Source organism: Streptomyces diversicolor (assembly GCF_057537855.1).
Window position 1 is genome coordinate 156,884 of sequence record NZ_BAAJXA010000015.1, and the last position, 24,630, is coordinate 181,513.

Annotated in this window: 21 protein-coding genes; 13 read left to right on the forward strand and 8 right to left on the reverse strand. The window is 72.9% G+C overall.

What is annotated here, in order from left to right:
* The first annotated feature begins 126 nt into the window (after window positions 1-126).
* Both AC27LF_RS19725 and AC27LF_RS19730 read left to right on the forward strand, forming a co-directional pair.
* Window positions 127-819, forward strand: a complete 693-nt coding sequence (locus tag AC27LF_RS19725; RefSeq protein WP_351739142.1) for an iron-dependent transcriptional repressor DtxR — start codon at window positions 127-129, stop codon at window positions 817-819.
* 498 nt (window positions 820-1,317) lie between these two features.
* The gene (locus tag AC27LF_RS19730) at window positions 1,318-2,175 is read left to right on the forward strand and encodes an alpha/beta fold hydrolase (RefSeq protein ID WP_479657422.1); all 858 of its coding nucleotides are present in this window, start codon (window positions 1,318-1,320) and stop codon (window positions 2,173-2,175) included.
* A 92-nt stretch (window positions 2,176-2,267) separates the two neighbouring features.
* Here the strand turns inward: AC27LF_RS19730 and AC27LF_RS19735 are convergent, their stop codons facing one another.
* The 3 genes from AC27LF_RS19735 to AC27LF_RS19745 all read right to left on the reverse strand — a co-directional run bounded on the left by AC27LF_RS19735 (window position 2,268) and on the right by AC27LF_RS19745 (window position 5,718).
* The gene (locus tag AC27LF_RS19735; RefSeq protein WP_479657421.1) at window positions 2,268-3,854 is read right to left on the reverse strand and encodes a transporter; all 1,587 of its coding nucleotides are present in this window, start codon (window positions 3,852-3,854) and stop codon (window positions 2,268-2,270) included.
* Window positions 3,851-4,645: an ABC transporter ATP-binding protein gene (locus AC27LF_RS19740; protein ID WP_479657420.1), complete on the reverse strand. Its 795-nt coding sequence runs from the start codon at window positions 4,643-4,645 to the stop codon at window positions 3,851-3,853. The genes AC27LF_RS19735 and AC27LF_RS19740 overlap by 4 nt, the downstream gene beginning before the upstream one ends.
* Window positions 4,646-5,064: 419 nt before the next feature.
* Window positions 5,065-5,718: a bifunctional DNA primase/polymerase gene (locus AC27LF_RS19745; RefSeq protein WP_479657419.1), complete on the reverse strand. Its 654-nt coding sequence runs from the start codon at window positions 5,716-5,718 to the stop codon at window positions 5,065-5,067.
* 271 nt (window positions 5,719-5,989) lie between these two features.
* Between AC27LF_RS19745 and AC27LF_RS19750 the strand changes: the two genes are divergently transcribed.
* Together AC27LF_RS19750 and AC27LF_RS19755 are read left to right on the forward strand one after the other, a co-directional pair.
* Window positions 5,990-7,375, forward strand: coding sequence for an NsdA family TPR-like regulatory protein (locus AC27LF_RS19750; protein WP_404034980.1), 1,386 nt, complete (start codon window positions 5,990-5,992; stop codon window positions 7,373-7,375).
* 247 nt (window positions 7,376-7,622) lie between these two features.
* Window positions 7,623-9,314 carry a hypothetical protein gene (locus AC27LF_RS19755; protein WP_479657418.1) on the forward strand — a complete coding sequence of 564 codons (1,692 nt, stop codon included), beginning with the start codon at window positions 7,623-7,625 and terminating at the stop codon, window positions 9,312-9,314.
* A 24-nt stretch (window positions 9,315-9,338) separates the two neighbouring features.
* Here the strand turns inward: AC27LF_RS19755 and AC27LF_RS19760 are convergent, their stop codons facing one another.
* Window positions 9,339-10,655, reverse strand: coding sequence for an ABC transporter substrate-binding protein (locus AC27LF_RS19760; RefSeq protein WP_479657417.1), 1,317 nt, complete (start codon window positions 10,653-10,655; stop codon window positions 9,339-9,341).
* A gap of 117 nt (window positions 10,656-10,772) precedes the next feature.
* Here AC27LF_RS19760 and AC27LF_RS19765 point away from each other — a divergent pair, with 117 nt between their 5' ends.
* Window positions 10,773-11,273: an SCO4402 family protein gene (locus AC27LF_RS19765; protein ID WP_479657416.1), complete on the forward strand. Its 501-nt coding sequence runs from the start codon at window positions 10,773-10,775 to the stop codon at window positions 11,271-11,273.
* A gap of 46 nt (window positions 11,274-11,319) precedes the next feature.
* Window positions 11,320-12,201 carry a formyltetrahydrofolate deformylase gene (purU, locus tag AC27LF_RS19770; RefSeq protein WP_479657415.1) on the forward strand — a complete coding sequence of 294 codons (882 nt, stop codon included), beginning with the start codon at window positions 11,320-11,322 and terminating at the stop codon, window positions 12,199-12,201.
* Window positions 12,202-12,573: 372 nt separating this feature from the next.
* On the opposite strand, the gene AC27LF_RS19775 is transcribed toward purU, so the two are convergent.
* Together AC27LF_RS19775 and AC27LF_RS19780 are read right to left on the reverse strand one after the other, a co-directional pair.
* A complete protein-coding gene (locus tag AC27LF_RS19775) occupies window positions 12,574-13,899 on the reverse strand; it encodes a zf-HC2 domain-containing protein (protein WP_479657414.1) in 1,326 nt (441 codons plus the stop codon).
* Window positions 13,896-14,474 (reverse strand): sigma-70 family RNA polymerase sigma factor, encoded by a 579-nt coding sequence (locus AC27LF_RS19780; RefSeq protein WP_479657413.1) that lies wholly within the window; start codon window positions 14,472-14,474, stop codon window positions 13,896-13,898. The genes AC27LF_RS19775 and AC27LF_RS19780 overlap by 4 nt, the downstream gene beginning before the upstream one ends.
* A 334-nt stretch (window positions 14,475-14,808) precedes the next feature.
* Between AC27LF_RS19780 and AC27LF_RS19785 the strand changes: the two genes are divergently transcribed.
* A complete protein-coding gene (locus AC27LF_RS19785) occupies window positions 14,809-15,189 on the forward strand; it encodes an STAS domain-containing protein (protein ID WP_479657548.1) in 381 nt (126 codons plus the stop codon).
* 645 nt (window positions 15,190-15,834) lie between these two features.
* Window positions 15,835-16,347, forward strand: a complete 513-nt coding sequence (locus AC27LF_RS19790; protein ID WP_479657412.1) for an EF-hand domain-containing protein — start codon at window positions 15,835-15,837, stop codon at window positions 16,345-16,347.
* A gap of 21 nt (window positions 16,348-16,368) precedes the next feature.
* On the opposite strand, the gene AC27LF_RS19795 is transcribed toward AC27LF_RS19790, so the two are convergent.
* A complete protein-coding gene (locus tag AC27LF_RS19795; protein WP_479657411.1) occupies window positions 16,369-17,889 on the reverse strand; it encodes a class I adenylate-forming enzyme family protein in 1,521 nt (506 codons plus the stop codon).
* Window positions 17,890-18,048: 159 nt separating this feature from the next.
* Here AC27LF_RS19795 and AC27LF_RS19800 point away from each other — a divergent pair, with 159 nt between their 5' ends.
* The 4 genes from AC27LF_RS19800 to AC27LF_RS19815 all read left to right on the forward strand — a co-directional run bounded on the left by AC27LF_RS19800 (window position 18,049) and on the right by AC27LF_RS19815 (window position 22,351).
* Window positions 18,049-19,242 (forward strand): amidohydrolase family protein, encoded by a 1,194-nt coding sequence (locus tag AC27LF_RS19800; protein ID WP_479657410.1) that lies wholly within the window; start codon window positions 18,049-18,051, stop codon window positions 19,240-19,242.
* Complete coding sequence (locus AC27LF_RS19805; protein ID WP_479657409.1) at window positions 19,242-20,375, forward strand: acyl-CoA dehydrogenase family protein; 1,134 nt, start codon at window positions 19,242-19,244, stop codon at window positions 20,373-20,375. The genes AC27LF_RS19800 and AC27LF_RS19805 overlap by 1 nt, the downstream gene beginning before the upstream one ends.
* A 7-nt stretch (window positions 20,376-20,382) precedes the next feature.
* Complete coding sequence (locus AC27LF_RS19810; RefSeq protein WP_479657408.1) at window positions 20,383-21,333, forward strand: acyl-CoA dehydrogenase family protein; 951 nt, start codon at window positions 20,383-20,385, stop codon at window positions 21,331-21,333.
* A 553-nt stretch (window positions 21,334-21,886) separates the two neighbouring features.
* Window positions 21,887-22,351, forward strand: coding sequence for an ATP-binding protein (locus AC27LF_RS19815; protein ID WP_479657547.1), 465 nt, complete (start codon window positions 21,887-21,889; stop codon window positions 22,349-22,351).
* A gap of 206 nt (window positions 22,352-22,557) precedes the next feature.
* Here the strand turns inward: AC27LF_RS19815 and AC27LF_RS19820 are convergent, their stop codons facing one another.
* Window positions 22,558-23,484 carry a cyclase family protein gene (locus tag AC27LF_RS19820; protein ID WP_479657407.1) on the reverse strand — a complete coding sequence of 309 codons (927 nt, stop codon included), beginning with the start codon at window positions 23,482-23,484 and terminating at the stop codon, window positions 22,558-22,560.
* An 84-nt stretch (window positions 23,485-23,568) separates the two neighbouring features.
* Here AC27LF_RS19820 and AC27LF_RS19825 point away from each other — a divergent pair, with 84 nt between their 5' ends.
* Window positions 23,569-24,480 carry an SDR family NAD(P)-dependent oxidoreductase gene (locus AC27LF_RS19825; protein ID WP_479657406.1) on the forward strand — a complete coding sequence of 304 codons (912 nt, stop codon included), beginning with the start codon at window positions 23,569-23,571 and terminating at the stop codon, window positions 24,478-24,480.
* Window positions 24,481-24,630: the final 150 nt, after the last annotated feature.

A 24,630-nucleotide genomic window follows, 5' to 3' on the forward strand; every position in this document is an offset into this window, starting at 1 on the left:
CGCACTCGTCACCCGGTGGTTTCGGCGGCGCGGCACGGTTGTCAGTGGTATGCGTCAGAATTGAGGCCAGGGCCAGCGCACGCCGGAGAGCGGTGAGCTTCCGGCACAGGTAATCAAGGGGCACGTATGTCCGGACTGATCGACACCACGGAGATGTACCTCCGCACCATCCTCGAACTGGAGGAGGAAGGCGTGGTCCCGATGCGCGCCCGCATCGCCGAGCGGCTCGACCAGAGCGGTCCGACGGTGAGCCAGACGGTGGCGCGCATGGAGCGTGACGGCCTGGTCTCGGTGGCGAGCGACCGGCACCTGGAGCTGACCGACGAGGGCCGCAGGCTGGCCACGCGCGTGATGCGCAAGCACCGCCTCGCGGAGTGCCTGCTGGTCGACGTGATCGGCCTGGAGTGGGAGCAGGTGCACGCGGAGGCTTGTCGCTGGGAGCACGTGATGAGCGAGGCGGTGGAGCGCCGCGTCCTGGAGCTGCTGCGCCACCCCACCGAGTCGCCGTACGGCAATCCCATCCCGGGCCTGGAGGAGCTGGGCGAGAAGGACGGGGCCGACCCGTTCCTGGACGAGGGCATGGTCTCGCTCGCGGACCTCGATCCGGGCGCGGACGGCAAGACGGTCGTCGTCCGTCGTATCGGCGAGCCGATCCAGACCGACGCGCAGCTGATGTACACGCTGCGCCGGGCGGGCGTGCAGCCCGGTTCGGTGGTGAGCGTGACCGAGTCGGCGGGCGGTGTGCTCGTGGGCAGCAGCGGTGAGGCGGCCGAGCTGGAGTCGGATGTGGCCTCCCACGTGTTCGTCGCCAAGCGCTGAGCGGGCGGCGCCCGGGCGCTGCCCGGTCCGCCGGCGACTGTCGTGGCCGACGCGCCGGCCGGGGGCCGGGGAAGCGGTGCCGCATCCAGGATTCGGTACGCCGAATGGCAGCGCTTCGACGGTTCCCGTGCGAGGCTGTCGCGAGAGGCATATGACCGCAGGGGGTGGGGAGGATGTGCCGCAGACAGGGGGAGGGCCCCGGCGCCAAGCGGCGCCGGGGCCTGTCCTCCCCTGTGCTGACCCGGAGCCCCGAGCTCTCAGGGTCATCCCCGCGGACCGTTTTCCCCGAGCGGTCCGCCTCCCGCGTAAGAACTCCCCTCGGTGGCGACGATCATTCCTCGCCGGGGGTCACTCGAATGAGGGGTGTTGCCCGCAGAGGCAGCAGTTCCGAATAGGCATTCGATAATCTGCGGCCGTCTTCGGCGGCAGCTGGGCAACGCAGCGGTACGACGGCAGGACAGCGGTACGGTCCGAGCGGAGCTAGGGGGGTGCCAGCGCATGGCACGGCGTATCGACGTGAGGGGAGCGGGCGGCGTGAGTCTGGCCGCCTGGGAGTTCGCCGACCCTCCCAAGACGGACCGGGAGCACGGGCCCGGGGTGCTGTTACTGCACGGCCTGATGGGGCGCGCCTCGCACTGGGCGGCCACCGCACGCTGGCTCTCCGAGCGTCATCGGGCCATCGCACTGGACCAGCGCGGCCACGGCCAGAGCGAGAAGCCGCCGCAGGTCGCCTACACGCGTGAGGCGTACATCGAGGACGCCGAGGCGGCCCTCGAACAGCTCGGTCTCGGCCCGGCCGTGCTCATCGGGCATGCCATGGGCGCGCTCACCGCCTGGCAGCTGGCCGCCAAGCGTCCCGACCTGGTGCGGGCGCTGATCATCTGCGACATGCGGGCCTCCGCGCTGGGCGGGGCCTCGCAGCGTGAGTGGGCCGACTGGTTCAAGTCCTGGCCCGTGCCCTTCGCCACGCTCGCCGACGTACGCAAGTGGTTCGGGGAGGACGATCCCTGGGTGGACCGTCCGAACCCGGCACGCGGCGCGTTCTTCGCCGAGGTCATGCAGGAGTCCGCCGACGGCTGGCGGCCCGTCTTCGAGCCCGAGCGGATGCTGAAGTCCCGCGAGACGTGGGTCTACGACGCGCACTGGGAGGAGCTGGCCCAGGTCCGCTGCCCCACCCTGGTCGTCCGCGGCCTCGACGGCGAGCTGGGCCGCGCCGAGGCCCAGGAGATGGTCCGGGTCCTGCCCCAGGGCCAGTACGCGGAGGTCGCCGACGCGGGCCACTTCGTCCACTACGACCGCCCAGAAGCCTGGCGCACCGCGATCGAACCCTTCCTGACCACAGTCACCGCAAACTGATCCCGGCCCCCTCGCGGAGTGGGCGGTCAGGGGGTTTGCCGGTGCGGGGGGGCGGAGGTCACCGGGGGACAGCCAAGGCGCCGCGGGGGCGGTCAGCCCTTGCTTACCGCTGTCAGGATCTCCGGGAGGCGGGCGGCTGTCTGGGGGGCCGCGAGGCGCAGGCCCAGCAGGGTGAGCGTGGCGCCGTAGGCGGCGCCGGCCGGGAGCAGCAGCCAGGTGAAGTCGTCGCCGCCCGCGCTCACGTTCAGCCAGATGGTGAGCGCGATGAGCGGCGCGCACAGCAGGGCCGCCGAGACCATGCCGCCGAAGATCGAGATCCAGGCGAGGCCGGCCTGCCCGGGCGCCACGTTCTTGTACCCCTCCTGCGGGATGGAGTACGGAAAGCGGGCCGAGGTCCACGCGCCGGTCGCCAGCATCGCCCCGAGCAGCGCGAAGGACAGGCCGAGCGCCTCCGGCAGCCGGGGCCAGTCGCCCAGCATGGCCGTGGTCAGCACGGTCACGAGGGCGGCGTACGGCAGGGTGATCACCAGCAGCGCCAGCGCACGGCCACGCAGTTCGACATACGCGTCCCGGCCGGACGAGATGGTCGCGGCCACCATCCAGAACGCCGAGGTGTCCTGCCCGAACTGGTTGTACATCTGGATGCCGAGCATCCCCGCGGCGAAGCACGCGAAGTAGACCGAACCGGTGCCCTGCAACGCGTTGAACACCGGCACGATCAGGCCGATGGCGAGCGAGGTCACCCACGCGGCCTTGGTCTTGGGGTCGCGCCAGATGTAGCGCAGGGAGCGTTCCATGACCGTACCGGTGCGGCCCGCGGGCAGCAGCCGCCCGAGTCCCATCGAGGCGCGTTCGCGGGCACCGCTGTCGGCGGTCTGAAGGGTGGAGCCGTCGGGCGCGGTCATCAGCCGGGTCAGGCTGCGCGCCCACACGGCGACCAGCAGCACCGACGCCGCGGCGGTCAGCAGCAGTTGGGCGGCGGCCGTGCCGTAGGACCGTTCGCTGACCGAGTGCACCGCGCCCACCGCGGCGGCGGGCGGCAGCCAGCGCAGCACGTCGGTGGCCGGGGACAGCTGTCCGAGCCCCGCCGATCCGAGCCGCTGCGCGCCGAAGTTGACCAGTTGCGCGCCGACCGCGATGACCAGCCCGCTGAGCACCGCGAGATCGCGGCCCTTCCGGCTGGTCAGCAGCCGTACGTTCGCGGCGGCCACGGCCCGGGCGAGGGCCACGCACACCAGCAGCCCGAGGGCGACCGCGACGACGGCGGTGCCGTAGGCCGCCGCGCCCCGGGCGACCGACAGGGCGCAGCCGGCCAGCAGGAGCAGGGTGAACAGCGGGCCGACACCGACCAGCGAGGCCGCCAGCAGGGCCCGCACCAGCGGGCGGGGGCGCAGCGGCAGCATCACCAGCCGGGTCGGGTCCAGCGTCTCGTCCCCGCTGGGGAAGAACAGCGGCATCACGGCCCAGCCCAGCGCGAGCACGGCCGTACCCAGCACGGCGACGGCGTCGGCGTGGGCGTGCCCGCGCAGGGCGAGCAGGCCGAGCAGGAGCAGCGCGGCGAACAGCAGCGCGATGACGGCCGAGGCGATGAAGGCGGCCCGCCGGCCGCCGGACTGCCTGAGCCCGTTGCGCAACAGGGACAGTTTCAGCCGTACGACGGTGGCGGTGACGTCGCTCATCGGGCGCCGCCGCCCAGCCAGTCCAGGTCGGACCCGGCGTCGCGGCCCTGTGCGCCGACCAGTTCGAGGAAGGCGTCCTGGAGGGTGGCGTGCCGACCGCGCACCTCGGGCAGCGGGCCGGTCGCGCGGATGCGGCCCGCCGCCATCACGGCCACCCAGTCGCACAGCGACTCGACCAGTTCCATGACGTGGGAGGAGAAGACGACGGTGGCGCCGGAGGCCGTGTACCGCTCAAGGACGCCCCGGATGGTCTGCGCGGACACCGGGTCGACGCCCTCGAACGGCTCGTCCAGGAAGAGGACTTCGGGGTTGTGGAGGAGGGCCGCGGCGAGCCCGATCTTCTTGCGCATGCCGGTGGAGTAGTCCACGACGAGCTTGTGCTGGGCCCCGGCGAGATCGAGTACGTCCAGCAGCTGGGTGGCCCGCTTGTCCACCTCGGACCCGGGCAGGCCCCGCAACCGCCCGGAGTAGCCGAGCAGTTCGCGCCCCGAAAGCCGCTCGAACAGCCGCAGCCCCTCAGGGAGCACGCCGATCCGTGCCTTGACGGCCACCGGGTCCCGCCACACGTCGTGGCCGACCACCTCGACGCTTCCCTGGTCGGGCCGGAGCAGCCCGGTCACCATCGACAAGGTGGTGGTCTTCCCGGCGCCGTTGGGCCCCACCAGCCCGATGAACTTCCCCGCGGGCAGCTCCAGATCGACCCCGGCCACGGCAACCTGCTGCCCGAACCGCTTCCAAAGCCCCCGCACACACACGGCGCCCCCGCCGCCCACTCCCGTTACCTCCGCCATACCAGCACCCTACGGCGAAGCAACCCCCCAAAGGGCCGCGGTGAACCGCGCGACAAGCCCCCACGCCCCCGCACCCGCCAAGCCTCCTCAGCCGCCCCAAGGGGGCGCGGGGAACTGCGCGACAAGCCCCCACGAGCCCGCACCCGCCAAAATCCCTCAGCCACGCAGACGGGTAGGCGCACGCCCCCCACGCCCGCGCACCCGCCAAAACCGCTCAGCCACGCAGACGAGGAGGCGCACAGCCCGCACCGCCCCCAGAACCTCAGCCCCGCCCCAAGGGGGCGCGGGGAACTGCGCGACAAGCCCCCACGAGCCCGCACCCGCCAAAATCCCTCAGCCACGCAGACGGGTAGGCGCACGCCCCCCACGCCCCCGCACACGCCAAAACCGCTCAGCCACGCAGACGAATAGGCGCCCCGCTACCGATCCCGACCGCACGCATACGCCAACGCCGAAATCAACTCCTCCGCATCCGGCAACCACCGATTGGCCACAGTAGGCCGGCAGGCCCACTGCACAGCCCCCTGCGACCCGAACCGCGTAGGCGGCGCAGCCACATACGCGTGTTCGCCCAGCACGACCAGATCCAGCGACCCCACCGACCACCCCAGCCCGCGGACCAGTTCCGGCAGCTTCTGGGCCGCGCCCGGCAGGACGAAGAAGTTCATCCGCCGGTCCGGGGTGAGCGTCACCGGCCCGAGCGCCAGCCCCATCCGTTCCATCCGGGCCAGCGCCAGGAACCCGGCCGACTCCGGGACGGACAGCGCGTCGAAGCTGCGCCCGGTCGGCAGCAGGATGGAAGCCCGCGGCTGCTTCTGCCACATCCGGCGGACGACGGTCACGCTCCCGGTCGCCTGCGCCGCCCAGTCCGCGCGCCCCGGGTGTGCGCCGGGGGCGGCGCACACGGGGTTGCCGCAGGAGCAGCGCTGTTCCCCGTCGGCGGCCTCCAGCCAGGTGCCGGGGACCACGTCCCAGTGCCGCTCCTCGGCGTAGCGAACGGCGGTTTCCAGCAGCGATGCCCCGCGCTGCGTCGGAATCTTGGCGGCTTCGGCGCCAGCGATCGTCTCTTCCACGCCCCACTCAACTCCCGCGCCCACCTCGGGTTACGGCCAGTGCGATGACAGGACCGCGCGCGGGGGAGGAGCATCGATTCCTCGACTGGGGCGCATGGGTGCATCTGCGGGGGCGCGCGGGAGGAAGCAGGGTGTGACGGGGTAGCCACCCCTGGGGCCGGCACCAGCCTTTACTCCGGCAATCCGTGCATGTCCCGCATTTTCGGCATGAGGCGGGGCATTGATCTTCACAGCTGGATCTTTTCGCTCCAGGGTTCGCAGGGGGTATGCCATGGCAGCAAGGCCTCTCGTCGCGCGGCAGCCGAACGAACGGTTGCAGGCGCTCATCCAGGAGGCGGGGTGCTCGAACGCCGGGCTGGCCCGCCGGGTCAACATGTGCGGCGCCGAGCACGGCCTCGACCTGCGCTACGACAAGACGTCCGTGGCCCGTTGGCTGCGCGGGCAGCAGCCGCGCGGACGCGCTCCGGCGATCATCGCGGAGGCGCTGGGCCGCAAGCTGGGCCGTACGGTCACCATCGACGAGATCGGGATGGCCAACGGCAAGAATCTCGCCTCGGGCGTCGGTCTCCAGTTCTCGCCGACGGTGCTGGGGGCCATCGAGCAGGTCTGTGAGCTGTGGCGCAGCGACGTGGGCCGCAGGGACTTCCTGTCCGGTTCGTCGGTGGCGGCGTCCGCGCTGGTCGAGCCGAGCCGCGACTGGCTGATCTCGGCGCCGGACGCGCAGGTGGCGCGGCAGGCGGGCGCGCGCGTGGGGCAGTCGGACGTGGCGGCCGTGCGCGCGATGACCCAGGCGCTCGTGGACTTGGACCACCAGTACGGCAGCGGGCATGTGCGCCCGGTGGTCGTGCACTATCTCAACAGTGTCGTCTCCGGGCTGCTCGCCGGCTCCTACCGGGAGGCGGTCGGCCGTGATCTGTTCGCCGCGGTGGCCCGACTGACCGAGCTGGCCGGGTACATGGCCATCGACACCGGCCAACCCGGGCTGGCCCAGCGGTACTACATCCAGTCGCTGCGGCTGGCGCAGGCGGCGGGCGACCGAGGATACGGCGGCTATGTGCTCGCCGCGTCCATGAGCCATCTGGCCGCGCAGCTCGGAAACCCGCGGGAGATCGCGCAGTTGGCGCGGGCGGCCCAGGAGGGGGCGCGGGGCCGCGTCACTCCGCGCGTGGAGGCGATGTTCCATGCGGCCGAGGCGCGTGGGCACGCGCTGCTGGGCGACGTACGGGCCACGCAGACGGCGTCCGGGCGGGCGATCGCTGCCATGGAGTCGGCCGACGCGGAGTCCGGGGACGACCCGGCGTGGATCGCGCACTTCGACGAGGCGTATCTGTCGGACGAGTTGGCGCACTGCCACCGTGACCTCGGGCAGGCCGGGGAGGCCGCGCGGTACGCGGAGCAGTCGCTGGCCGGGCACCCCGCGGGGCGGGCGCGCAGGCGGGCCATCGGCTATGTGCTGCTCGCCACGGCCCAGGTGCAGCAGCGGGAGGTCGAACTGGCCTGCCACACCGGGCTGAAGGCGGTCGAACTGCTGGAGACGCTGCGGTCCAACCGCGGCGCCGAGTATCTGGAGGACTTCCAGCAGCGTCTTGAGCCGTTCCGGGACGAGCCGGTGGTACGGGAGTTCGGGGCGCGACTCGACCTCCAGCAGGCCGCGTGAGGCGGTCACCGGCCGTGGCGTGAACGAGGGCCCGTTCGGTGTGTGAACGACGGCCCGCCGGGCGCGTGAACACGCGGGAAACGATGCGCCGACGCGCGGACGTGCCCGTAAACAGCGTGCCACGAGGTGGTTTTGTTACAGGCGTCACAGGGAAGAAGGTCACGCCCTGAGCTGCGTGGCACCCGGCTCGGGAGACCCGGTAGCGTGAGCCGACGATTCCGAAGGTCCCCCATTCGTAGGAGTCCCGGTGACGCAGAGTGGACAGGGCGAGCCCGCGCGCGAAGGCATCGTGCTGCCCTCCGACGGCGGCGAGCCCCTGCTGCCGGGCATGACGGGCGGATCCGCCCCGCAGCCGGCCGCGAACCAGCCGGCCGCCCCGGCTGCCGGCCCCCCGGCCGCCGCTCCGGCCGGCGGTCAGTCGTGGGACCGGCCCTGGGGCCCCGACCAGCAGCAGACCGCCGCTCCCCAGCCCGGCCAGGGCTGGGCTCCGGCCGGCGCCCAGGAATGGGCCGCCCCCGGCGGGCAGCCCGCCCCGTGGACGCCCCAGGAGCCGCCCGCCCCGGGCGCCGGCCCGCTTCCCCCGGAGGGCGCCCCGGCCCCGTCGTACGGCGGCCGGTCCCCCGAGGAGCCGGCGTACGGCTCCGGCGCGCACGGCGCGCAGCACCAGGCGTACGGCCCCGGCGGCGACGCGTCGCAGCGGCCGTACGCGGGGGACGGCGCCCCGCAGCAGCAGCCGTACGCGGGCGGTGGCGGCACACAGCCGTACCCGGCCCCGCTGCCCGCGGCCGCCGGGGACCACGCGACGCAGTACCTCCCGCCGGCCGCCGCCCCGCCGGCCGCGGACGAGGGCGCCACCCAGTTCCTGCCGCCCGTCGCCGCCGGCGCACCCGGCCCCGCGCCGGCTCCGGTGGACGAGGGCGCCACCCAGTACATACCGCCGGTGGCGCCGGGCGCGCTGCCGCCCGAGACGTCGGCCGAGGACACCCGCTTCCTGGGCCGGGCCGACCAGCCGCGGCCCGCGGCCCCCCATCCCGACGCGGAGGCCACGCAGTACATCGCCCCGGTGGCCGCCCCGTACGGCGCCGCCCCGGGCGGGGACCGGCAGCCGCCCGCCGAGTTCGACAACCTCTTCCGCGGCGCCGCGGCCGGTCCGGGACCGGCCCCGGCCACCCAGCAGCTGCCGCCCCTCCAGCAGCCGCAGGACCCCTACCCCGGGCAGCCGCAGCCCGCCTACGCCCCGCAGGGCCCGGGCGGCGGACGGCGCGGTGGGCAGGACGGCGGCGGGCGCGCGGGGCGCGGCGGCCGGTCCCGCTCGCGGGTGCCGCTCATAGCCGCCGCCGGTATCGGCATCATCGTCCTCGGGGTCGGCGCCGGCGCCCTGCTCAGCGGCGGGGGCGGCGACGACCAGGGCGACCGCAACAAGACCGTCGCCGCCTCGGCCCCGGCCGACGAGGAGTCGCCGTCGCCGTCGGCGTCCGCCGATCCCGCCGAGCAGCAGGCCGTCGCCCTGGACAAGCTGCTCGCCGACAGCGGCAGCAGCCGCGCCTCGGTGATCAAGGCGGTGTCCGATGTGAAGTCCTGCCAGAACCTGGACCGGGCCGCCGCGGACCTGCGGGACGCGGCCAAGCAGCGCTCCGAGCTGGTCACCCGCCTGTCCCGGCTGGCCGTGGACAAGCTGCCGAACCACGCCGAGCTGACCACCGCGCTCACCAAGGCGTGGCATGCCTCGGCGTCGGCCGACAACCACTACGCGGCCTGGGCGGACCAGACCGCTGGGAAGCACGGCTGCAAGAAGAAGCAGGCCCGCACCACCGGCCAGACCCAGGCGGGCAACCGGGACAGCGGCACCGCGAGCGCGGAGAAGGCCAAGGCGGCGCCGCTGTGGAACGCGATCGCGAAGACGTACGGTCTCACGCAGCGCCAGCCGACCCAGCTGTGAGCCGGGGCGGCGGGCGCGGCCGGCTCAGCTGAGGTTGGCGTTCAGCAGTGTCTTGGTGACGTCCACGGCGCCCCCGTCCTTGGCCGCCACCAGTCGGCCCCCGCGCACCACCTGGAGGGTCACCTGCGCGTTGACCAGGCGCGACAGCCCGACGGAGGCGAGCTTGCCCCGGCCCTGCTGGTGCCAGCTGAGGGCGGGGGTGAGCCCACCCGTGCCGATCTTGACCCCGGAGTTCAGGGTGCGGCGCACGGTGTCGGCGCTCACCTCGCCGTCGCCGATCTTCTCCAGGACGGCCCGCAGCGCGGTGTAGGCGATCCACGTGGTCTGCACCCCGGCGTCCGCGGGGTCGATCCGGTTGTCGCCGAACGCCTCCTTGTTGATCACCTTCTTCATGGGGTCCCAGCGCTTGTCGGAGGCCACCGGGTACCAGCCGGTGATGTACGAGCCCTCGTACGGCCCGCTCGCACCGCCCGTCGCGTTGATCACGCTCTGGTCGACGCTGCCGAGCACGGTGGCGGTGCGCACCTCCGGGTAGTCACCGCGGGCGCGCCGGAAGGAGTCCATGAAGGTGTCCGTGCGGCCGCCGAGCGCGGGCACCACGCACCCCTTGTGCAGCGGGTCAGCGGTCGCCGCCTTGAGCGCCTGCTCGGACTGGCCGCCGTACTCGGTGGCGTCCTCGGGCGCGAGCTGGTCCTTCGCCGCGTCGTGACCGCCCGAGGCCAGCCCGGAGTCGATCAGCTCGGGCAGCTGGTCGCCGGCGATGCTGTCGGGGCGTACCAGGGCGACGGGGCCGCAGCTGTCGGCGAGCGCCCTGCCGAGGCCGGCCATCAGGGTCGGCTGGCCGCCGTTGACCGGGTAGGACAGGGCGCTGGTGAACTCCTCGTTCGTCACGCCGTAGCCGCCCAGGTACGGGATGCCCGCGCCCTCCAGCGGCGCGAAGTAGGAGTCGCCGAACTGGCTGTAGGAGCCGACGACCGCGACCACGTTCTCGTCCACCGCACGCCGGGCGCACTTCGCCGCGCCCACCGCGTTGTTGTGGTCGTTGCAGGTCAGGACCTTCAGCTTGCGGCCGCCCATGCCGCCTTGTGAGTTGATCCAGCGGGCGTAGGCCGCGGCCAGGGCGGGCATGCCGGCCTTGTTGGTGGCGCTGGTGTCCTGGGGTGCCCAGGTCATCACCTTGATCGGGTCGTCCCCTGAGCCGCCCGCGGTGCCCGGGATGACCCCGCATCCGGCGGCGAGCGAGACACAGGCCACGAGCGCGCACGCGGACAGGGCGGCGGCTTTGACGGGCCGGGGGAGGGCGGGGGGAAGGGGCTTTCGGATGCGTCGCCTGCCGGTCATGCTCACGCACGATTCCGCCACATCGCTAACCGGCGAGTGACCCTCGGTCAACCAGAGGTGACATAGGGGTGAATTGCGGGGGGCGGTCAGGCGCCGCCGCCGGGGAACGTACGATCGGTGACCGTGCAAGGTTCGGAGAACTCTTCCCGTCGCGGCCGTCGCTCCTCCACCATGGGCGGCATGCCACTGAACGACATGCCGTGGTGGCGCTGGCGCAGCAATGTGCGCTCCGCGCTGCACATGCTCTCGGATCCGGTGTTCCAGCGGGACGTCTGGCTGGCCGGTGTCGACGGGTACGGGGACGTGACCGACGCCGTGTACCGGCTGGTGGAGGACACCTGGCTGGACAACTGGTCCGCCGAGAAGTACGTCGGCACGATCTTCCGGGACTCCCAGGAGGCGGCGCTCGTCGACACCGCCGTGCTGCGGGTGCTGCGGATCATGCACCAGGTCGGCCCGGACGCGCCGGTCGCCGCGTACCTCGAACACCAGGGCTGGCCGGAGGCGGTGCGGGCGGCGCGGGACGCGCACGTCCGGATGTCCATGAGCGACGGCGACGATCCCGAGGTGCCGCCGCGCAGCCTTGAGGTGCTGCGCATCATGACGCGGTCCGCGTAGCGGGCCGTGCCCGCCGCGGCGGGGTGGATGTGGGACCCTGTGCTGCATGAACGAGCAGTCCACCCGGGCCGCGGCCCCGTCCGACCAGTACGTCCTGACTCTCTCGTGCCCGGACAAGAAGGGCATCGTGCACGCCGTGTCGAGCTATCTGTTCATGACCGGGTGCAACATCGAGGACAGTCAGCAGTTCGGCGACCACGACACGGGCCTGTTCTTCATGCGGGTCCACTTCTCGGCGGAGGCCCCGGTCACCGTGGACAAGCTGCGGGCGAGCTTCGCGGCGATCGGTGACGCGTTCCAGATGGACTGGCAGATCAACCGGGCCGACGAGAAGATGCGCATCGTCCTGATGGTCAGCAAGTTCGGCCACTGCCTCAACGATCTGCTGTTCCGGGCCCGGATCGGCGCGCTGCCGGTGGAGATCGCGGCTGTGGTCTCCAACCACACGGAGTTCACCGAGCTGGTGGAGTCGTACCACATCCCCTTCCACCACATTCCGGTGACCAAGGACACCAAGGAGCAGGCCGAGGAGCGGCTGCTGGAGATCGTCCGCGAGCAGCGGGTCGAGCTGGTCGTCCTGGCCCGCTATATGCAGGTCCTCTCGGACGACCTGTGCAAGCGGCTGAGCGGCCGGATCATCAACATCCACCACTCCTTCCTGCCGAGCTTCAAGGGCGCGAAGCCGTATCACCAGGCGCATGCCCGGGGTGTGAAGCTGATCGGTGCCACGGCCCACTATGTGACGGCCGACCTCGACGAGGGACCGATCATCGAGCAGGAGGTCGAGCGGGTGGGGCATGACGTCACCCCGGATCAACTGGTGGCGATCGGCCGGGACGTGGAGTGCCAGGCGCTGGCGCGGGCCGTGAAGTGGCACGCGGAACGTCGCATCCTCCTCAACGGCCGCCGCACGGTGGTCTTCGCCTAGCAGCTCGGGACGCCAGATCGTCGGCGTCTGCGGGATGGTGGGGGTTGCCCGCGCAGTTCCCCGCGCCCCTGCGGGGCTGCATGTGGCTGAATGGGCCGCCGTGCGTTGGGTTTTCGCCCAGTGGCTCGGGGCGTCGGGCCGTTGGCGTCTGCGGGGTGGTGGGGGTTGCTCGCGCAGTTCCCCGCGCCCCTGACGGGGCTGTTTTCGGCTAGCGGGCCGGGGCCTGTGCCGGTCGAGGGGGCTCGGCTGGTCCGACCTCAGGGGCGCGGGGAACTGCGCGAACGGCCCCCACGAGCCGCGGTCGCCGGTGAACCGCAACCCGCTCCGACGAGCCGCGGTCGCCGGTGAATAGCAACCCGCTCCCGCCAGCCGCTACATGCGGCTCAATCCCGCCGTGGCGAACAGGACCTCGCGGATCGCCTCGCGGTCACCGGTCTGGCCCGCCGCGGCGTCCTGCGGGGGCACATGGCCCGCGGCCAGCCGGCAGAACTCCACGCCGTCCAGGGCGACATGGGCCACCTCCAGCTCGGCGGAGCCCGCCGCGCCCGGCGAGTCCAGCGGGATCAGCCACTCGCCGCCGCCCTCGCCCTCGATCTCCAGCCGGAGGCTACGGCCCGGGCGCCCGGCCGCGACCAGGTGCGGGGCGCCGCTCATGGCGGCCAGCCCCGCCTGCCGCCGGGCCGCCAGCGCCCCTGGCAGCATCCGCGCGGCCAGGTCGATCATGCGGTGCAGATGGCGCGGCGCGGGCGGCTCGTACGGGTAGTCCACCGCCACCGCGATGTCCTCCGCGTGCACCCAGCACTCGAAGGCCCGGTCCAGCATGGCGTCATGCAGCGGCAGCGTGAAGTCGCCGTAGGAGATGGGCAGTTTCCCGGCGCCGCCGCTGAAGGACACCGTCCGCACCAGGTTGTGGCTCTGCTCCCGCCAGGGCCCCCGCACGGCACGGGTCGGCGGGAAGTGCGAGGCCCGCCAGTATGCCTCGGTGCGCGCCGCCGGCCCCGTCACGCCCCGCTCGGCCACGGGGTCCTCCAGGCCGAGCGCCACCGCGACCAGACCGTCCACCGACAGCAGGTGCGCGATCACCCCGGCGACGGTGGTACGGCGGCTCGTCGCCGCCTCGCCCTCGAACCACCGCAGCCGCACCGGCGCATGCCATTCGCCGGCCCCGATGTCCTGGAGCAGCGCGTCGAGCCGGGCGGTCTCGGCGTCGTACGGCGTCGCCCACTCGGGCAGCGGGATGCGAGGCGGTCGCCGGTCCAGGCAGTTCGCGAGGACCCGGGTGCGCAGCGCCGGGTCCAGGTCGAGGCTTTCGGGCTGGTGCAGCAGGCCGACCGCCTCGCGCAGCCGCCGCGCCTCGTCGGCGCAGGTGCCGCACTCGCCCAGGTGCTCCTCGACGGCGGCGGTCTCGGTGGCCGAGCAGGCGGCCAGCGCCCACGCGCCGAGCAGTGATCTCAGCACGCCGTGCGGCAGTGTCGGGGCGGGCGCCACCGCGTCCGGCTGGGGCAGGGGCCGCCCGCCGTCCTCGACGGAGGCACGGGGCATCGGGATGCGCGGCGGGTGGTCCGGTTCGGGGCCGTCACCGGGCAGCGGCCCGTCGGGGCCGCCCGCCCCCGGTGGACGCCCGGCACCGCCGCCGGCATCCGGGCCGCTCGGCTCCTCGTGAGGGTGACGCGCATCGAACCACTCCGCTCCGCTCACCGCGCGCCCCCGTCTTCCGGGGGCGTCCCGGCGTCGTGGGCGGTGGACAGCAGTTGCAGGCCGAGGCGGAGCCGGCGGCGGGCCTCGTCCTCGGTGACGCCGAGATCGGCGGCGGTCTGCCGGTAGTCGCGGCGCTGGACGTAGGCCAGGTCCAGGGCGGCGCGCAGCGGGGCGGGCATGGAGTGGACGATGTAGTCGGCGCGGGCGGCGACCGAGGCGTGGCGCACCTTGCGCTCCAGTTCCTCGGCGCGGGACTCGGCGTCGGCGCCCTGGGCCAGCGCGGCGGTCTCCGTGGCGCGCAGCCGCTGCACGGCGAGCCGGTGGGTCAGCGCGGCCATCCAGGAGCGCAGCGGGCCCTGCCGGGGGTCGTAGGCGTCGGGGTGTTCCCACACGTGGGCGAAGACCTCGCGGGTCATGCCGTCGGCGGCGTCCTCGTCGCCGAGTACGCGGTGGGCGAGGCCGTGCACCAGTGAGGCGAAGCGGTCGTAGAGCTCGCCGAGGGCCGCGGCCTCGCCGCGTGCGAGCCGCTGCTGCATCGTGCGGTCCCAGCGGGGCGGTGTGCCCTTCTTCGCCATGCGGCCCCCTCCCCTTGCCCCTGTCCAGCGCCTACCCAACGTCTCCACGAATGTAATCGGCGGTTCCGACGGAGCACGCGCCTTTGCGTCAATGCGCGCCTCCGGCGGACCGCAGGTGGTAATGGACCTTCGTGGCCGTGCGTCCCCCATCCGATCGAACAGGATCGAAGACGACTGGAACAAGCCTCTTCTTCCGGTTTTTCGTTTCTGCTGCCGTGTTTCGGGGAACGGCCGCTGGGCAGCCGCGCTGCAAGGAAGCGTAGGGGGAACTTCCGTTTTCAGGTGGTTCCGGATGGTTCCGGGAGATCCCCGGAGGTCCCGGCGAGCGAAGGGCGTGGTGGTGGCGTTCACAGTGACCGAGGACGAGCGCGGCGGCTGGGCCGTGCTGCGGGTGTCGGGCGAACTGGACCTGGTGACCTCGCCGGTGCTGCGCCAGCGGGTGCACGACGCGGTGGCCGACGGGCACCGCCTGCTCGTGGTGGACCTCTCCGAGGTCTTCTTCTGCGACTCCAGCGGGGTCGGCGTGCTGATAGCCACCCGTCGCCTCATCCGCTCCTGCCGCGGCCGGCTGCGGCTCATCCTGCCCGCCCGGGGCGCCGACGACGGCTCACACGTCAACCGCGTCCTCGGCGCCCTGGGAGTACGCCGCCTCTTCGACATCCACCCCGACCTCGCCACAGCCACAACAGAAACCCCCAACCCCCTGACAGCCTGACCCGATCACCCCGGCACGGCCCCGCGGCCCGCGCTCCGGCGTGAGCGCACGCGTCTGTCACGGCGTGAGTCCGCCACGCCCCCGTCCCGGCGTGAGGCTGCGCGCCTGCCGCGGTCTGAAACCACCGCTCCCGTACCGGCATGCCTTCGCCGCCCCCGTCCGGCGGGAGGTCGCCGCGCGGCTGTTCCGACGTCAGGCCGCCGCATCGGCGTGAGGTCACCATGCTGTCCGGGCAAGCCACTTGCCTCCGTCCCGCATGCCACCGCCGCTTCTTGCCCCGGCGTGAGGCCGTCGTCCCTCCTCGGCGTGAGACCGCCGCGCCCGCCTCGGAGTGAGTCCGCCCTGCCTGTCCCGGCCTGCCACTTGCCCCTACTCCGGCGTGCTGCTGCCGTTCTCGTCCCACACGCCACCGCCGCCCGGCCCCGGCGGGAGGTCATTGTCCCGTCCCGGCGTGAAGGTGCCCCCCGTCGCGAGTTCGCCGCCTGCGCCCCCGTATGAGGGCGGCGTTTGTTTCGGGGTGACGCCCTTGTTGCGGGATGTCGGCGGTCTCGGCACAAGCGTGGGGTTGGCGGGGCGCGGGCCGTGTGGGCGTCGTACGCTCCGTGCGAGACGCATCCCTCGTGAGGTAAGGCGGCCCGAGTAGACATGGTCAGCACCGAGTACGAGCGGCGGATCGCAGCCCGGTTCGCCACCTTCGACCAGGACGGCAACGGCTGGATCGACCGGGAGGACTTCAGCGCGGCGGCCAAGGCGCTGCTCGCCGAGTTCGGCACGGCGGCCCGCTCCGACAGGGGCCAGGCGCTGTACGCGGGCGCCGAGGCGTTCTGGCAGGGCATGGCGGGGATAGCGGACCGGGACGGCGACCAGCGCATCACCCGGGAGGAGTTCGTGACCGGCGCGGTCAAGCGCCTGCGCGACAACCCCGAGCGGTTCGCCGAGATCGCCCGCCCCTTCCTGCACGCGGCCCTCGCCGTCGCGGACACCGACGGCGACGGAGCGGCCACGGTCGACGACACCGCGCGCGTGCTGCGGATCCTCGGCGTCCCGCAGGACATCGCGGGGCCGGTGGCGGCGGCGCTGGACACCGACGGCGACGGCCGGGTGGGCGAGGCGGAGATCGTCCCCGCGTTCGCCCGCTACTTCACCGTGCCGGAGTGAGACGCACCGCACACGCGGCGCTCACCGCGGCCCGCTGCCCGAAAAACGCTCCCGCAGCTCGTACTTGAGCACCTTCCGCAGCGTCTCGCCCCGCGGCAGGGCGTCCACCACCTCCAGCTGCTCCGGCAGCTTGTGCACGGACAGCCCTTCCGCGCGCAGGTACGCCGTCACCGTCTCCAGGGTCAACTCCCCGTCCGGGAGCGGTGGTACGGCCCGTTCGACCACCGCGCACACCCGCTCACCGCGCTCCGCGTCCGGCAGCCCGATCACCGCCACGTCCCCGACGGCCGGATGCCGGTGCAGCAGGTCCTCGATCTCCTTGGCCGAGATGTTCTCGCCCTTGCGGATGATCACGTCCTTGCGCCGCCCGGTGAGCACCAGGTGCCCGCCGTCGGTGAGGTACCCGAGGTCGCCGGTGCGCAGGAACCCGTCCGCGTCGAACGCCTCCGCGGTCTGTGCCGGGTCCAGATAGCCCTGGCACACGGCCTCCCCGCGCAGCCGCACCTCCCCGTCGACGATCCGTATCTCCATCTCCCGCGGCGGTCGCCCCTCCGTCGTCGCCAGGTTCTCGGCCGTGTCCCGCGGATCCCCCATGGTGATCATCGGCACCTCGGTCATGCCGTAGCCGTGGGCGAGCTGCACGCCCATCTCGCGGACCACGGCGTGGTACACCTCCGGCGGCTTCGGTGCCCCGCCGCCGGCGAGCAGCCGCAGCGTCGGGACGATCTTCTCGCCGGGCCGTTTGCGCTGTTCGGCGAGGAACATGGAGTAGAAGGCGGTGGAGCCGCCCGCCACGGTCACCCGGTGCCTGCGGTACCCGGCGAGCGCCGCCGGCAGCGCGAACTGCTCGAACAGCACCGCCGGGAAGCCGTACAGCAGCAGCATCACCGTGTAGTCCGGGCCGGCGATGTGCGCGTACGGGAAGGCCATCGAGCCCACGTCGTCCGGTCGCAGGCGCAGCGCGTGGGCGAGGCAGGAGCCGCCCGCGATCAGCGAACGGTCCGTGTGCAGCACGCCCTTCGGGGCGGAAGTGGTCCCCGAGGTCCAGTAGATCCAGCGCACCGAGGTGCCCTCGGCGGGCGGCGGCGGCAGCCGCGCGGGATCGCCGTCGGGCAGCGCGTCGTACGCCTCGAAGATCCCCTTCGCGCCCAGCCGCCGCGCCATCGCCGTGTGGTCGTATCCGCGCCAGGTGCCCGGTACGGCGAAGAACTCCGCCCTGGACTCGCGCAGCGCGAAGCCGACCTCCCGGTCCCGGTAGAACGGGATGACCGGCGACTGCACGGCGCCGAGCCGGGCCAGCGCGAAGGACAGCAGGGCCGTCTCGATGCGGGTGGGCAGCTGCCAGGCGACGACCGTGCCGGGCCGTACGCCCATGCCGTACAGGCCCGCCGCGACCCGCTCGGCGCCCGCGCGCAGGCCGTCGAAGGTCAGCGTCCGGTCGTCCTGGAGGAACACCGGGCGGTCGGGGGTGAGGGCCGCGCGGCGGGCGAGGAGCTGCCAGAGCGTGCGGGACGTGCTCAGTTCGTGTGCGGCGGTGTCCATCCCCGCCCCCCTTCGGCTGACGGAGCGTCAGATAGTGCGCAGAGCGTAGGGCCGTGCGCCTTGTCGGTCCAGGGGTGCGGGACTAGTCTCCTGTCCGGAGGATTTCTGATGGGCCATCAGATACGGCGGCCGTCAGCACACGTCAGGCGGAGGGGACCCATGCCCGAACTGCCCCGCATCATCAGCGTCGACGACCATGTGATCGAGCCCGCCCACCTCTTCGAGACATGGCTGCCGGCGAAGTACCGGGACCGCGGGCCCAAGCCGCTCACCGCGGGGATCGGCGAGCTGGCCTACATCGGCGGCAAGTACCGCATCACCATGGACCCGGACGGCCAGCCCACCGACTGGTGGATCTACGAGGACCTGAAGTTCCCCTACAAGCGCAACATCGCCGCCGTCGGCTTCGACCGCGACGAGATGACCCTGGAGGGGATCACCCGGGAGCAGATGCGGCCCGGCTGCTGGGACCCCGTCGAACGGCTCAAGGACATGGACCTCAACCACGTCGAGGCCAGCCTCTGCTTCCCGACCTTCCCGCGCTTTTGCGGGCAGACCTTCGCCGAGGCCCATGACAAGGAGGTCGCGCTCGCCTGTGTGCGCGCCTACAACGACTGGATGGTGGAGGAGTGGTGCGCGGGCAGCGGTGGCCGGCTCATCCCGCTGTGCCTGATCCCGCTGTGGGACGTGGACCTCGCGGTCGCGGAGATCCGGCGCAACGCCGAGCGCGGGGTGCGGGCGGTGACCTTCTCCGAGATCCCCACCCACCTCGGGCTGCCCTCCATCCACTCCGGCCACTGGGACCCGTTCTTCGCCGCCTGCCAGGAGACCGGGACCGTCGTCAACATGCACATCGGCTCCTCCTCGCAGATGCCGGCCGCCTCGCCGGACGCCCCGCCCGCCGTCCAGGCGTCGCTCAGCTTCAACAACGCGATGGCCTCGATGATGGACTTCCTGTTCAGCGGCGTACTGGTGAAGTTCCCGCGGCTCACACTGGCCTATTCCGAGGGCCAGATGGGCTGGGTCCCGTACGCCCTGGAACGCGCCGACGACGTCTGGGAGGAGCACCGCGCCTGGGGCGGCGTGCGCGACCTGATCCCGGAACCGCCGTCGACGTACTACTACCGGCAGATCTTCTGCTGCTTCTTCCGCGACAAGCACGGGGTCGCCTCCCTGGACGCCGTGGGCCGCGACAACGCCACCTTCGAGACCGACTACCCGCACGTCGACTCGACCTTCCCGCACACCAAGGAGGTCGCCCTCGACCATGTGAAGGGCCTCGACGAGGAGACCGTGTACAAGCTGATGCGGGGCAACGCGATCCGCATGCTCGGCCTCGACCTGGACCGCTAGTGGACCTGTCGTACACGCCGGAGGAGGAGGACTTCCGGGCGCGGCTGCGCCAGTGGCTGGCGAAGGCGCTGCCCACCCTGCCGGCCAGGCCGTCCCCGGAGGACTGGCCCGCGCGCCGCGCCTACGACCTCGGCTGGCAGCGGATGCTGTACGACGCCGGGTACGCCGATGTGCACTGGGACGCGCCGCCGACACAGCGGCTGATCTTCCTGGAGGAGACGGAGCGGGCGGGCGCGCCCTATGTGGGCGCGGGCTTCGTCGGGCTGCTGCACGCCGGCCCGACGATCGCCGCGGAGGGTACGGCCGCGCAGCGGGCGCGCTGGCTGCCGCCGATCCTGCGCGGCGAGCAGGTGTGGTGCCAGGGCTTCAGCGAACCGGACGCCGGATCCGACCTCGCCGCGCTGCGCACGCGCGCGTGGCGGGACGGCGACCACTACGTGGTGAGCGGGTCCAAGGTCTGGACGTCGCACGCCGAGGTCGCCGACTGGTGCGAACTGCTGGTCCGCACCGACCCCGACGCGCCCCGGCACCGGGGCATCACCTGGCTGGCGATGCCCATGGACGCCCCGGGCGTCACCGTACGGCCGCTGCGCACGCTCGCCGGGTCGGCGGAGTTCGCCGAGGTCTTCCTCGACGAGGTGCGGGTGCCGGTGGCCAACCGGGTCGGCGCCGAGAACGACGGCTGGCGCGTGACCATGGTGACGCTCTCCTTCGAACGCGGCACGGCCTTCGCCGGTGAGGTGGTCGCCTGCCGCCGGGTGCTGGGCGAACTCGCCCGCGAGGCCCGCGCGGGCGGCCGCTGGGACGATGCGGCGCTGCGCCGCAGGCTCGGCGCGCTCAACGCGGAGTTCCGGGCCCTGTGGCGGCTGACGCAGTGGAACGTGAGCGAGGCCGAACGGGGCGGCGGGGTGCCCGGAGTCGGCGGTTCGGTCTTCAAACTGAGGTATTCGCACGCCCGTCAGGAGCTGTACGACGCGGCGGCCGACGTCCTCGGCGCGGACTGCCTCGACCTGGACCGGCCGTGGGTACTCGACCGGCTGTCCTCCCTGTCGTACACCATCGCCGCCGGTACGTCGCAGATCCAGCGGAACATCGTGGCCGAGCGGATCCTCGGCCTGCCGAAGGGGCGGTGAACGGCCGATGCGCTTCCAACTCACCGACGAGCAGCGCGCGTTGCGGGACGGAGTGCGGCGGCTGCTGGCCCGGCGGCGGGAGGCGTGGCAGCCGCGGGCCGCGCTCGGCCCGCCCCGCCTGGACCGGGCGCTGTGGCGGGAGCTGGGCGCGGCGGGCCTGTTCGCGCTGCGGCTGCCCGAGGCGGACGGCGGGGCGGGGGCCGGGCTGCCGGAGGCGGCGCTGGCCTTCGAGGAGGCCGGCCGGGCGCTGCTGCCGGGACCGCTGGTGGCCACCCATCTCGCGGCCGGCACCGTGCCCGGGGCGGCCACCGGGGAGACGGTGGTGACGGCCGTGGACGGCGACCTCGTGGAGTGGCTGGCGGCGGCCGACGTGGTACTGGGCGACGCCTCCACGGCGGTACCGATCCGCTCAGTGGACCCACTGACCCCGCTGCACAGGGTGCCCCCGGCCGCGGCGTCGGGAGCGGCCGTCGGTGGGGCCGGGGTGATCGGTGAGGTCCGGGCGGCCGGGGCGGTCGACGGGGCTGGGGCGGTCGGCGGGGCGCCTGACCCCGTCGCTGTGCTGCTCACCGCGGCCGAACAGCTCGGTACGGCCGTGCGCGTGTGCGAACTGGCCGCGCAACACGCCCGGACGCGTGAGCAGTTCGGTCAGCCCGTCGGGGCGTTCCAGGCGGTCAAACACCTGTGCGCGGACATGCTGGTGCGGACCGAGACGGCGCGCGCGGCGGTGTACGCGGCAGCCGTCACCGGTGACCCGGTGGACATCGCGGCGGCCCGGCTGCTCGCCGACGAGGCGGCCGTGCGCGGCGCCCGCGACTGCCTCCAGGTGCACGGCGGCATGGGCTTCACCTGGGAGTCCGAGGTTCATCTCCAGCTGAAACGGGCATGGCTGCGGGCCCGGCGCGGCGGGGGCGGCACGGACGGAGCCGAACTGCTCGCCGCCGATCTGACCGGCTGACGGCCGGGGAGAACCCGCCGGGCCGCCGGGCGCCACGCACCCCTCGCCGATGTCACGGATCGTGGCATTCTCGGATCACGGAGCGTCGATAGCGGCTTGTGTCCTCCGCGTGACTCGTCACGGCCCGGAGTCGGCCGTCCCCTCCGGTACCTTGTGTGGGATGCGAGCGGTTCCGAGCACGAGCCATGCCGGTGTTGCCCCTGGGGTGGCTCCGCATCCGGCGGTGCGCGCCGCTGCTCGCGGGGCGACCAGGGCCTTCGCCCCCACCCGTGCGGCCCCCCGCCGCGAGCGTCGCACAGTATGCCGCACGCGTACTCCTTCGCGCTGGAATATGCCCGAAGCGCTTGTTGGGGTGACTGTACGTCAACCATGCTGTCTCGTAAGGGAGTCACGTTCCGTGACCCCTGCTGTGGTCGTTGTCCTGCCCATGCAGAAAATGGCTACGATCGTGGCCTTCGTCGTGGTGCTCGTCGCGGCCCTCGTCGTGGCGTGCGCGTGGCGTCGGGTCATGTGTCCGCCGGTTCGGATGGTGTGAGCGGTGCAGGTGCTTCAAGTGCAGCTGGAGATCCGGCCCGACCCCGCTGAGGTGGGGCGGGCCCGCAGATGGGCCCGCTCGCGGCTCGCCGGGTCCGGGATAGCGGCCGACGAGCAGTTGGCCGAGATCCTGATCCTGCTCGTGTCCGAACTGGTGACCAACGCCGTGGTGCACACCGGCCGTCCCGCCGTCCTCAGGCTCTCGCTGCCCGGTACGGCGCAGGAGGCGGCCACGGTGCGCCTGGAGGTGGCCGACACCAGCGCCCGGGCGCCGGTGCCGCGGTGTGCCGGCCGCGAGGCGACCGGCGGCCGGGGCCTCGCGCTGGTCGACGGCCTCGCCGACCGCTGGGGGTGGAGCCCGGAGGGCGGGGGCAAGCGCATCTGGTGCGAACTCGACCGGTGCGACCGGCCCCAGGGGAGCGCGGCGGCGGCGTACGGGGGCGGCGGGTCCGCGTACGAGGGGCTGGCGTTCGAGGCGGTGTAGCCCGCGGGCACGGCGATGCGCCGGTCCATGCATCCGTGCGCACCCCGTGTGATGAGGGGATGAGCGATAAATCCTCGTACGGGTGTTGACGCCTCGTGACCGTCTGATCACGCTGGTGGTCTGCGATTCGCCGCGAGGGGACGGCAAGGGCTTGGTGACGGAAGCCCTCGTCGAGTGTGGGTCGGGCCGGAGCCCCGGAAGAAGCCTCAGAGGATGGCCACCGGGGCGACCGGCGTACCCGTGGCGCCGGTGAACGGTTCGGGCATCGCCGACAGCAGGAAGGCGTACCGGCCCTCTTGTCCACAGGCTGTGGACAACTCTTCGAGATTCCAGTTCTGCCCCTGGAGCATCCCCATCTCCACCAGGTCGAGGGCGTGCACGGGCAGCCACAGCCCGTCGATCTCGGGCGGGAAGACCTCGAAGGTGAGCGTGTCGTTCGCGACGGCCGCGACGTCGCGCGCATGGAACCACTCCGGGGTACGCACCGAAAGACCCGGCGAGGGATGGGCGTAACCGTGCTTGTCGCCCGCCAGGTACACCCGCATCTGCCCCGTCCGCACCAGCACCACATCACCGGCCCGCACCCGGGTGCCGGCCAGTTCCTCGGCCGCGTCGAGATCCTCCGGGGTGACCGCGTGCCCGCCCGCCAGCCGGTCCGTGCCACGCGCGCGTGCCACGTCCAGCAGCACCCCGCGGGAGACCAGGTGCCGGACCTTGTCGATGCCGCCGAACTCCGCGCCCGCGTGCGCCGACACCGTGTGGGCGGGCCGCCCGTTGTAGAGCCTCCCGGAGTGCGAGACATGGGACAGCGCGTCCCAGTGCGTGCCGGCCTGGAGGCCCACCGTCACGGCGTCGTCGCTGCACGCGACCGTCCCCGGGCCGAAGACCTCCTGGTTGATCTGCACCATCGCGTGCAGCGGATTGACCCGGCCGGGGATCACCCCGGTCTGCACGCCGTCCTGGCGCAGCGGCAGCGCGAGCGGGACGCGGCGCCCGGAGCGGACGGTGGCCGCGGCCTGCCTGACCACCTCGTCGGTGATCAGGTTCAGGGTGCCGATCTCGTCGTCCGCCCCCCAACGGCCCCAGTTGTTCACGCGCTTGGCGATGGCGTGGAACTCGTCGGGCAGGGACATCGTGGCCTCCCGGGGCTTGTCTCCGGCTGTGTGCGGCGCCATAGAATCTAACGGTCCGTCAGAAACCGCGGGAAGGGGCCGGGCGTGGGGAACTTCTTGGCAGGCAAAGCCGTCGCCGTGACGGGCGCCGGGCGGGGCATCGGCCGCGCGGTCGCCCTCGCGGCGGCGGCCGAGGGAGCGCGGGTCGTCGTCAACGACTACGGCGTGGCGACCGACGGCACCGCGCCCAGCAGTGAGGTCGCCGAGTCCGTGGTCAAGGAGATCGAGACGGCGGGCGGCGAAGCGGTCGCGGTCGCCGACGACGTCTCCACGATGGCCGGTGGCCGACGGGTCGTCGAGACGGCCCTGTCGGCGTACGGGCGCCTCGACGGGGTCGTGTGCGTCGCCGGGATCCTGCGGGAACGGATGCTGTTCAACATGACCGAGCAGGAGTGGGACCCGGTGCTCGCCACCCACCTCAAGGGCACGTTCACCGTGTTCCGCGCCGCCGCCGCGGTCATGCGCGAACAGCGGTCCGGCACGCTGATCGGCTTCACCAGCGGCAACCACCAGGGCTCGGTGTCCCAGGCCAACTACAGCGCCGCGAAAGGCGGAATCATCTCCCTGGTCCGCAGCGCGGCGCTCGGGCTGCACCGGTACGGGGTGACCGCGAACGCCGTGGCACCCGTGGCCCGCACCCGGATGTCGGCCGGGGTCCCGATGGAGCTGACGGAGATCGGCGAACCGGAGGACGTCGCCGCGCTCGTGGTCTATCTGCTCTCCGACCGGGCCCGTGAACTGCCCGTCACCGGCCAGGTGTACACGATCGCCGGCCCCAAGATCGCCGTCTGGGCCCAGCCCCGCGAACTGCGCGCCGCCTACGCGGAAGGCACCTGGACCCCCCAACGCATCGCCGACTCCCTCCCCACCACGGTAGGCACCGACCCGATGCCGTTACTGTCCCAACTCCCGGCAATGGCAAAGGCAGCCCAAACAAACGCCCGCCCCAACGCATAAGCCCACAGCTGTGCAACGAGCCCCGTTAGGGGCGCGGGGAACTGCGCGACAAGCCACAACGCACCCGCACCCGCCCCACGACGCCCACCCCTACGGCGGGACCACACCCCACCCGCAGAACAACCGCCCCCCCCGACCCCCCCCGACCCC

Excerpts from the sequence above, each read along its gene's own strand:
- AC27LF_RS19725 (WP_351739142.1), top strand. The coding sequence starts at position 127 with ATGTCCGGACTGATCGACACCACGGAGATGTACCTCCGCACCATCCTC.
- AC27LF_RS19730 (WP_479657422.1), top strand. The coding sequence starts at position 1,318 with ATGGCACGGCGTATCGACGTGAGGGGAGCGGGCGGCGTGAGTCTGGCC.
- AC27LF_RS19735 (WP_479657421.1), bottom strand. The coding sequence starts at position 3,854 with ATGAGCGACGTCACCGCCACCGTCGTACGGCTGAAACTGTCCCTGTTG.
- AC27LF_RS19740 (WP_479657420.1), bottom strand. The coding sequence starts at position 4,645 with ATGGCGGAGGTAACGGGAGTGGGCGGCGGGGGCGCCGTGTGTGTGCGG.
- AC27LF_RS19750 (WP_404034980.1), top strand. The coding sequence starts at position 5,990 with ATGGCAGCAAGGCCTCTCGTCGCGCGGCAGCCGAACGAACGGTTGCAG.
- AC27LF_RS19760 (WP_479657417.1), bottom strand. The coding sequence starts at position 10,655 with ATGACCGGCAGGCGACGCATCCGAAAGCCCCTTCCCCCCGCCCTCCCC.
- purU (WP_479657415.1), top strand. The coding sequence starts at position 11,320 with ATGAACGAGCAGTCCACCCGGGCCGCGGCCCCGTCCGACCAGTACGTC.
- AC27LF_RS19780 (WP_479657413.1), bottom strand. The coding sequence starts at position 14,474 with ATGGCGAAGAAGGGCACACCGCCCCGCTGGGACCGCACGATGCAGCAG.
- AC27LF_RS19790 (WP_479657412.1), top strand. The coding sequence starts at position 15,835 with ATGGTCAGCACCGAGTACGAGCGGCGGATCGCAGCCCGGTTCGCCACC.
- AC27LF_RS19795 (WP_479657411.1), bottom strand. The coding sequence starts at position 17,889 with ATGGACACCGCCGCACACGAACTGAGCACGTCCCGCACGCTCTGGCAG.
- AC27LF_RS19800 (WP_479657410.1), top strand. The coding sequence starts at position 18,049 with ATGCCCGAACTGCCCCGCATCATCAGCGTCGACGACCATGTGATCGAG.
- AC27LF_RS19810 (WP_479657408.1), top strand. The coding sequence starts at position 20,383 with ATGCGCTTCCAACTCACCGACGAGCAGCGCGCGTTGCGGGACGGAGTG.
- AC27LF_RS19820 (WP_479657407.1), bottom strand. The coding sequence starts at position 23,484 with ATGTCCCTGCCCGACGAGTTCCACGCCATCGCCAAGCGCGTGAACAAC.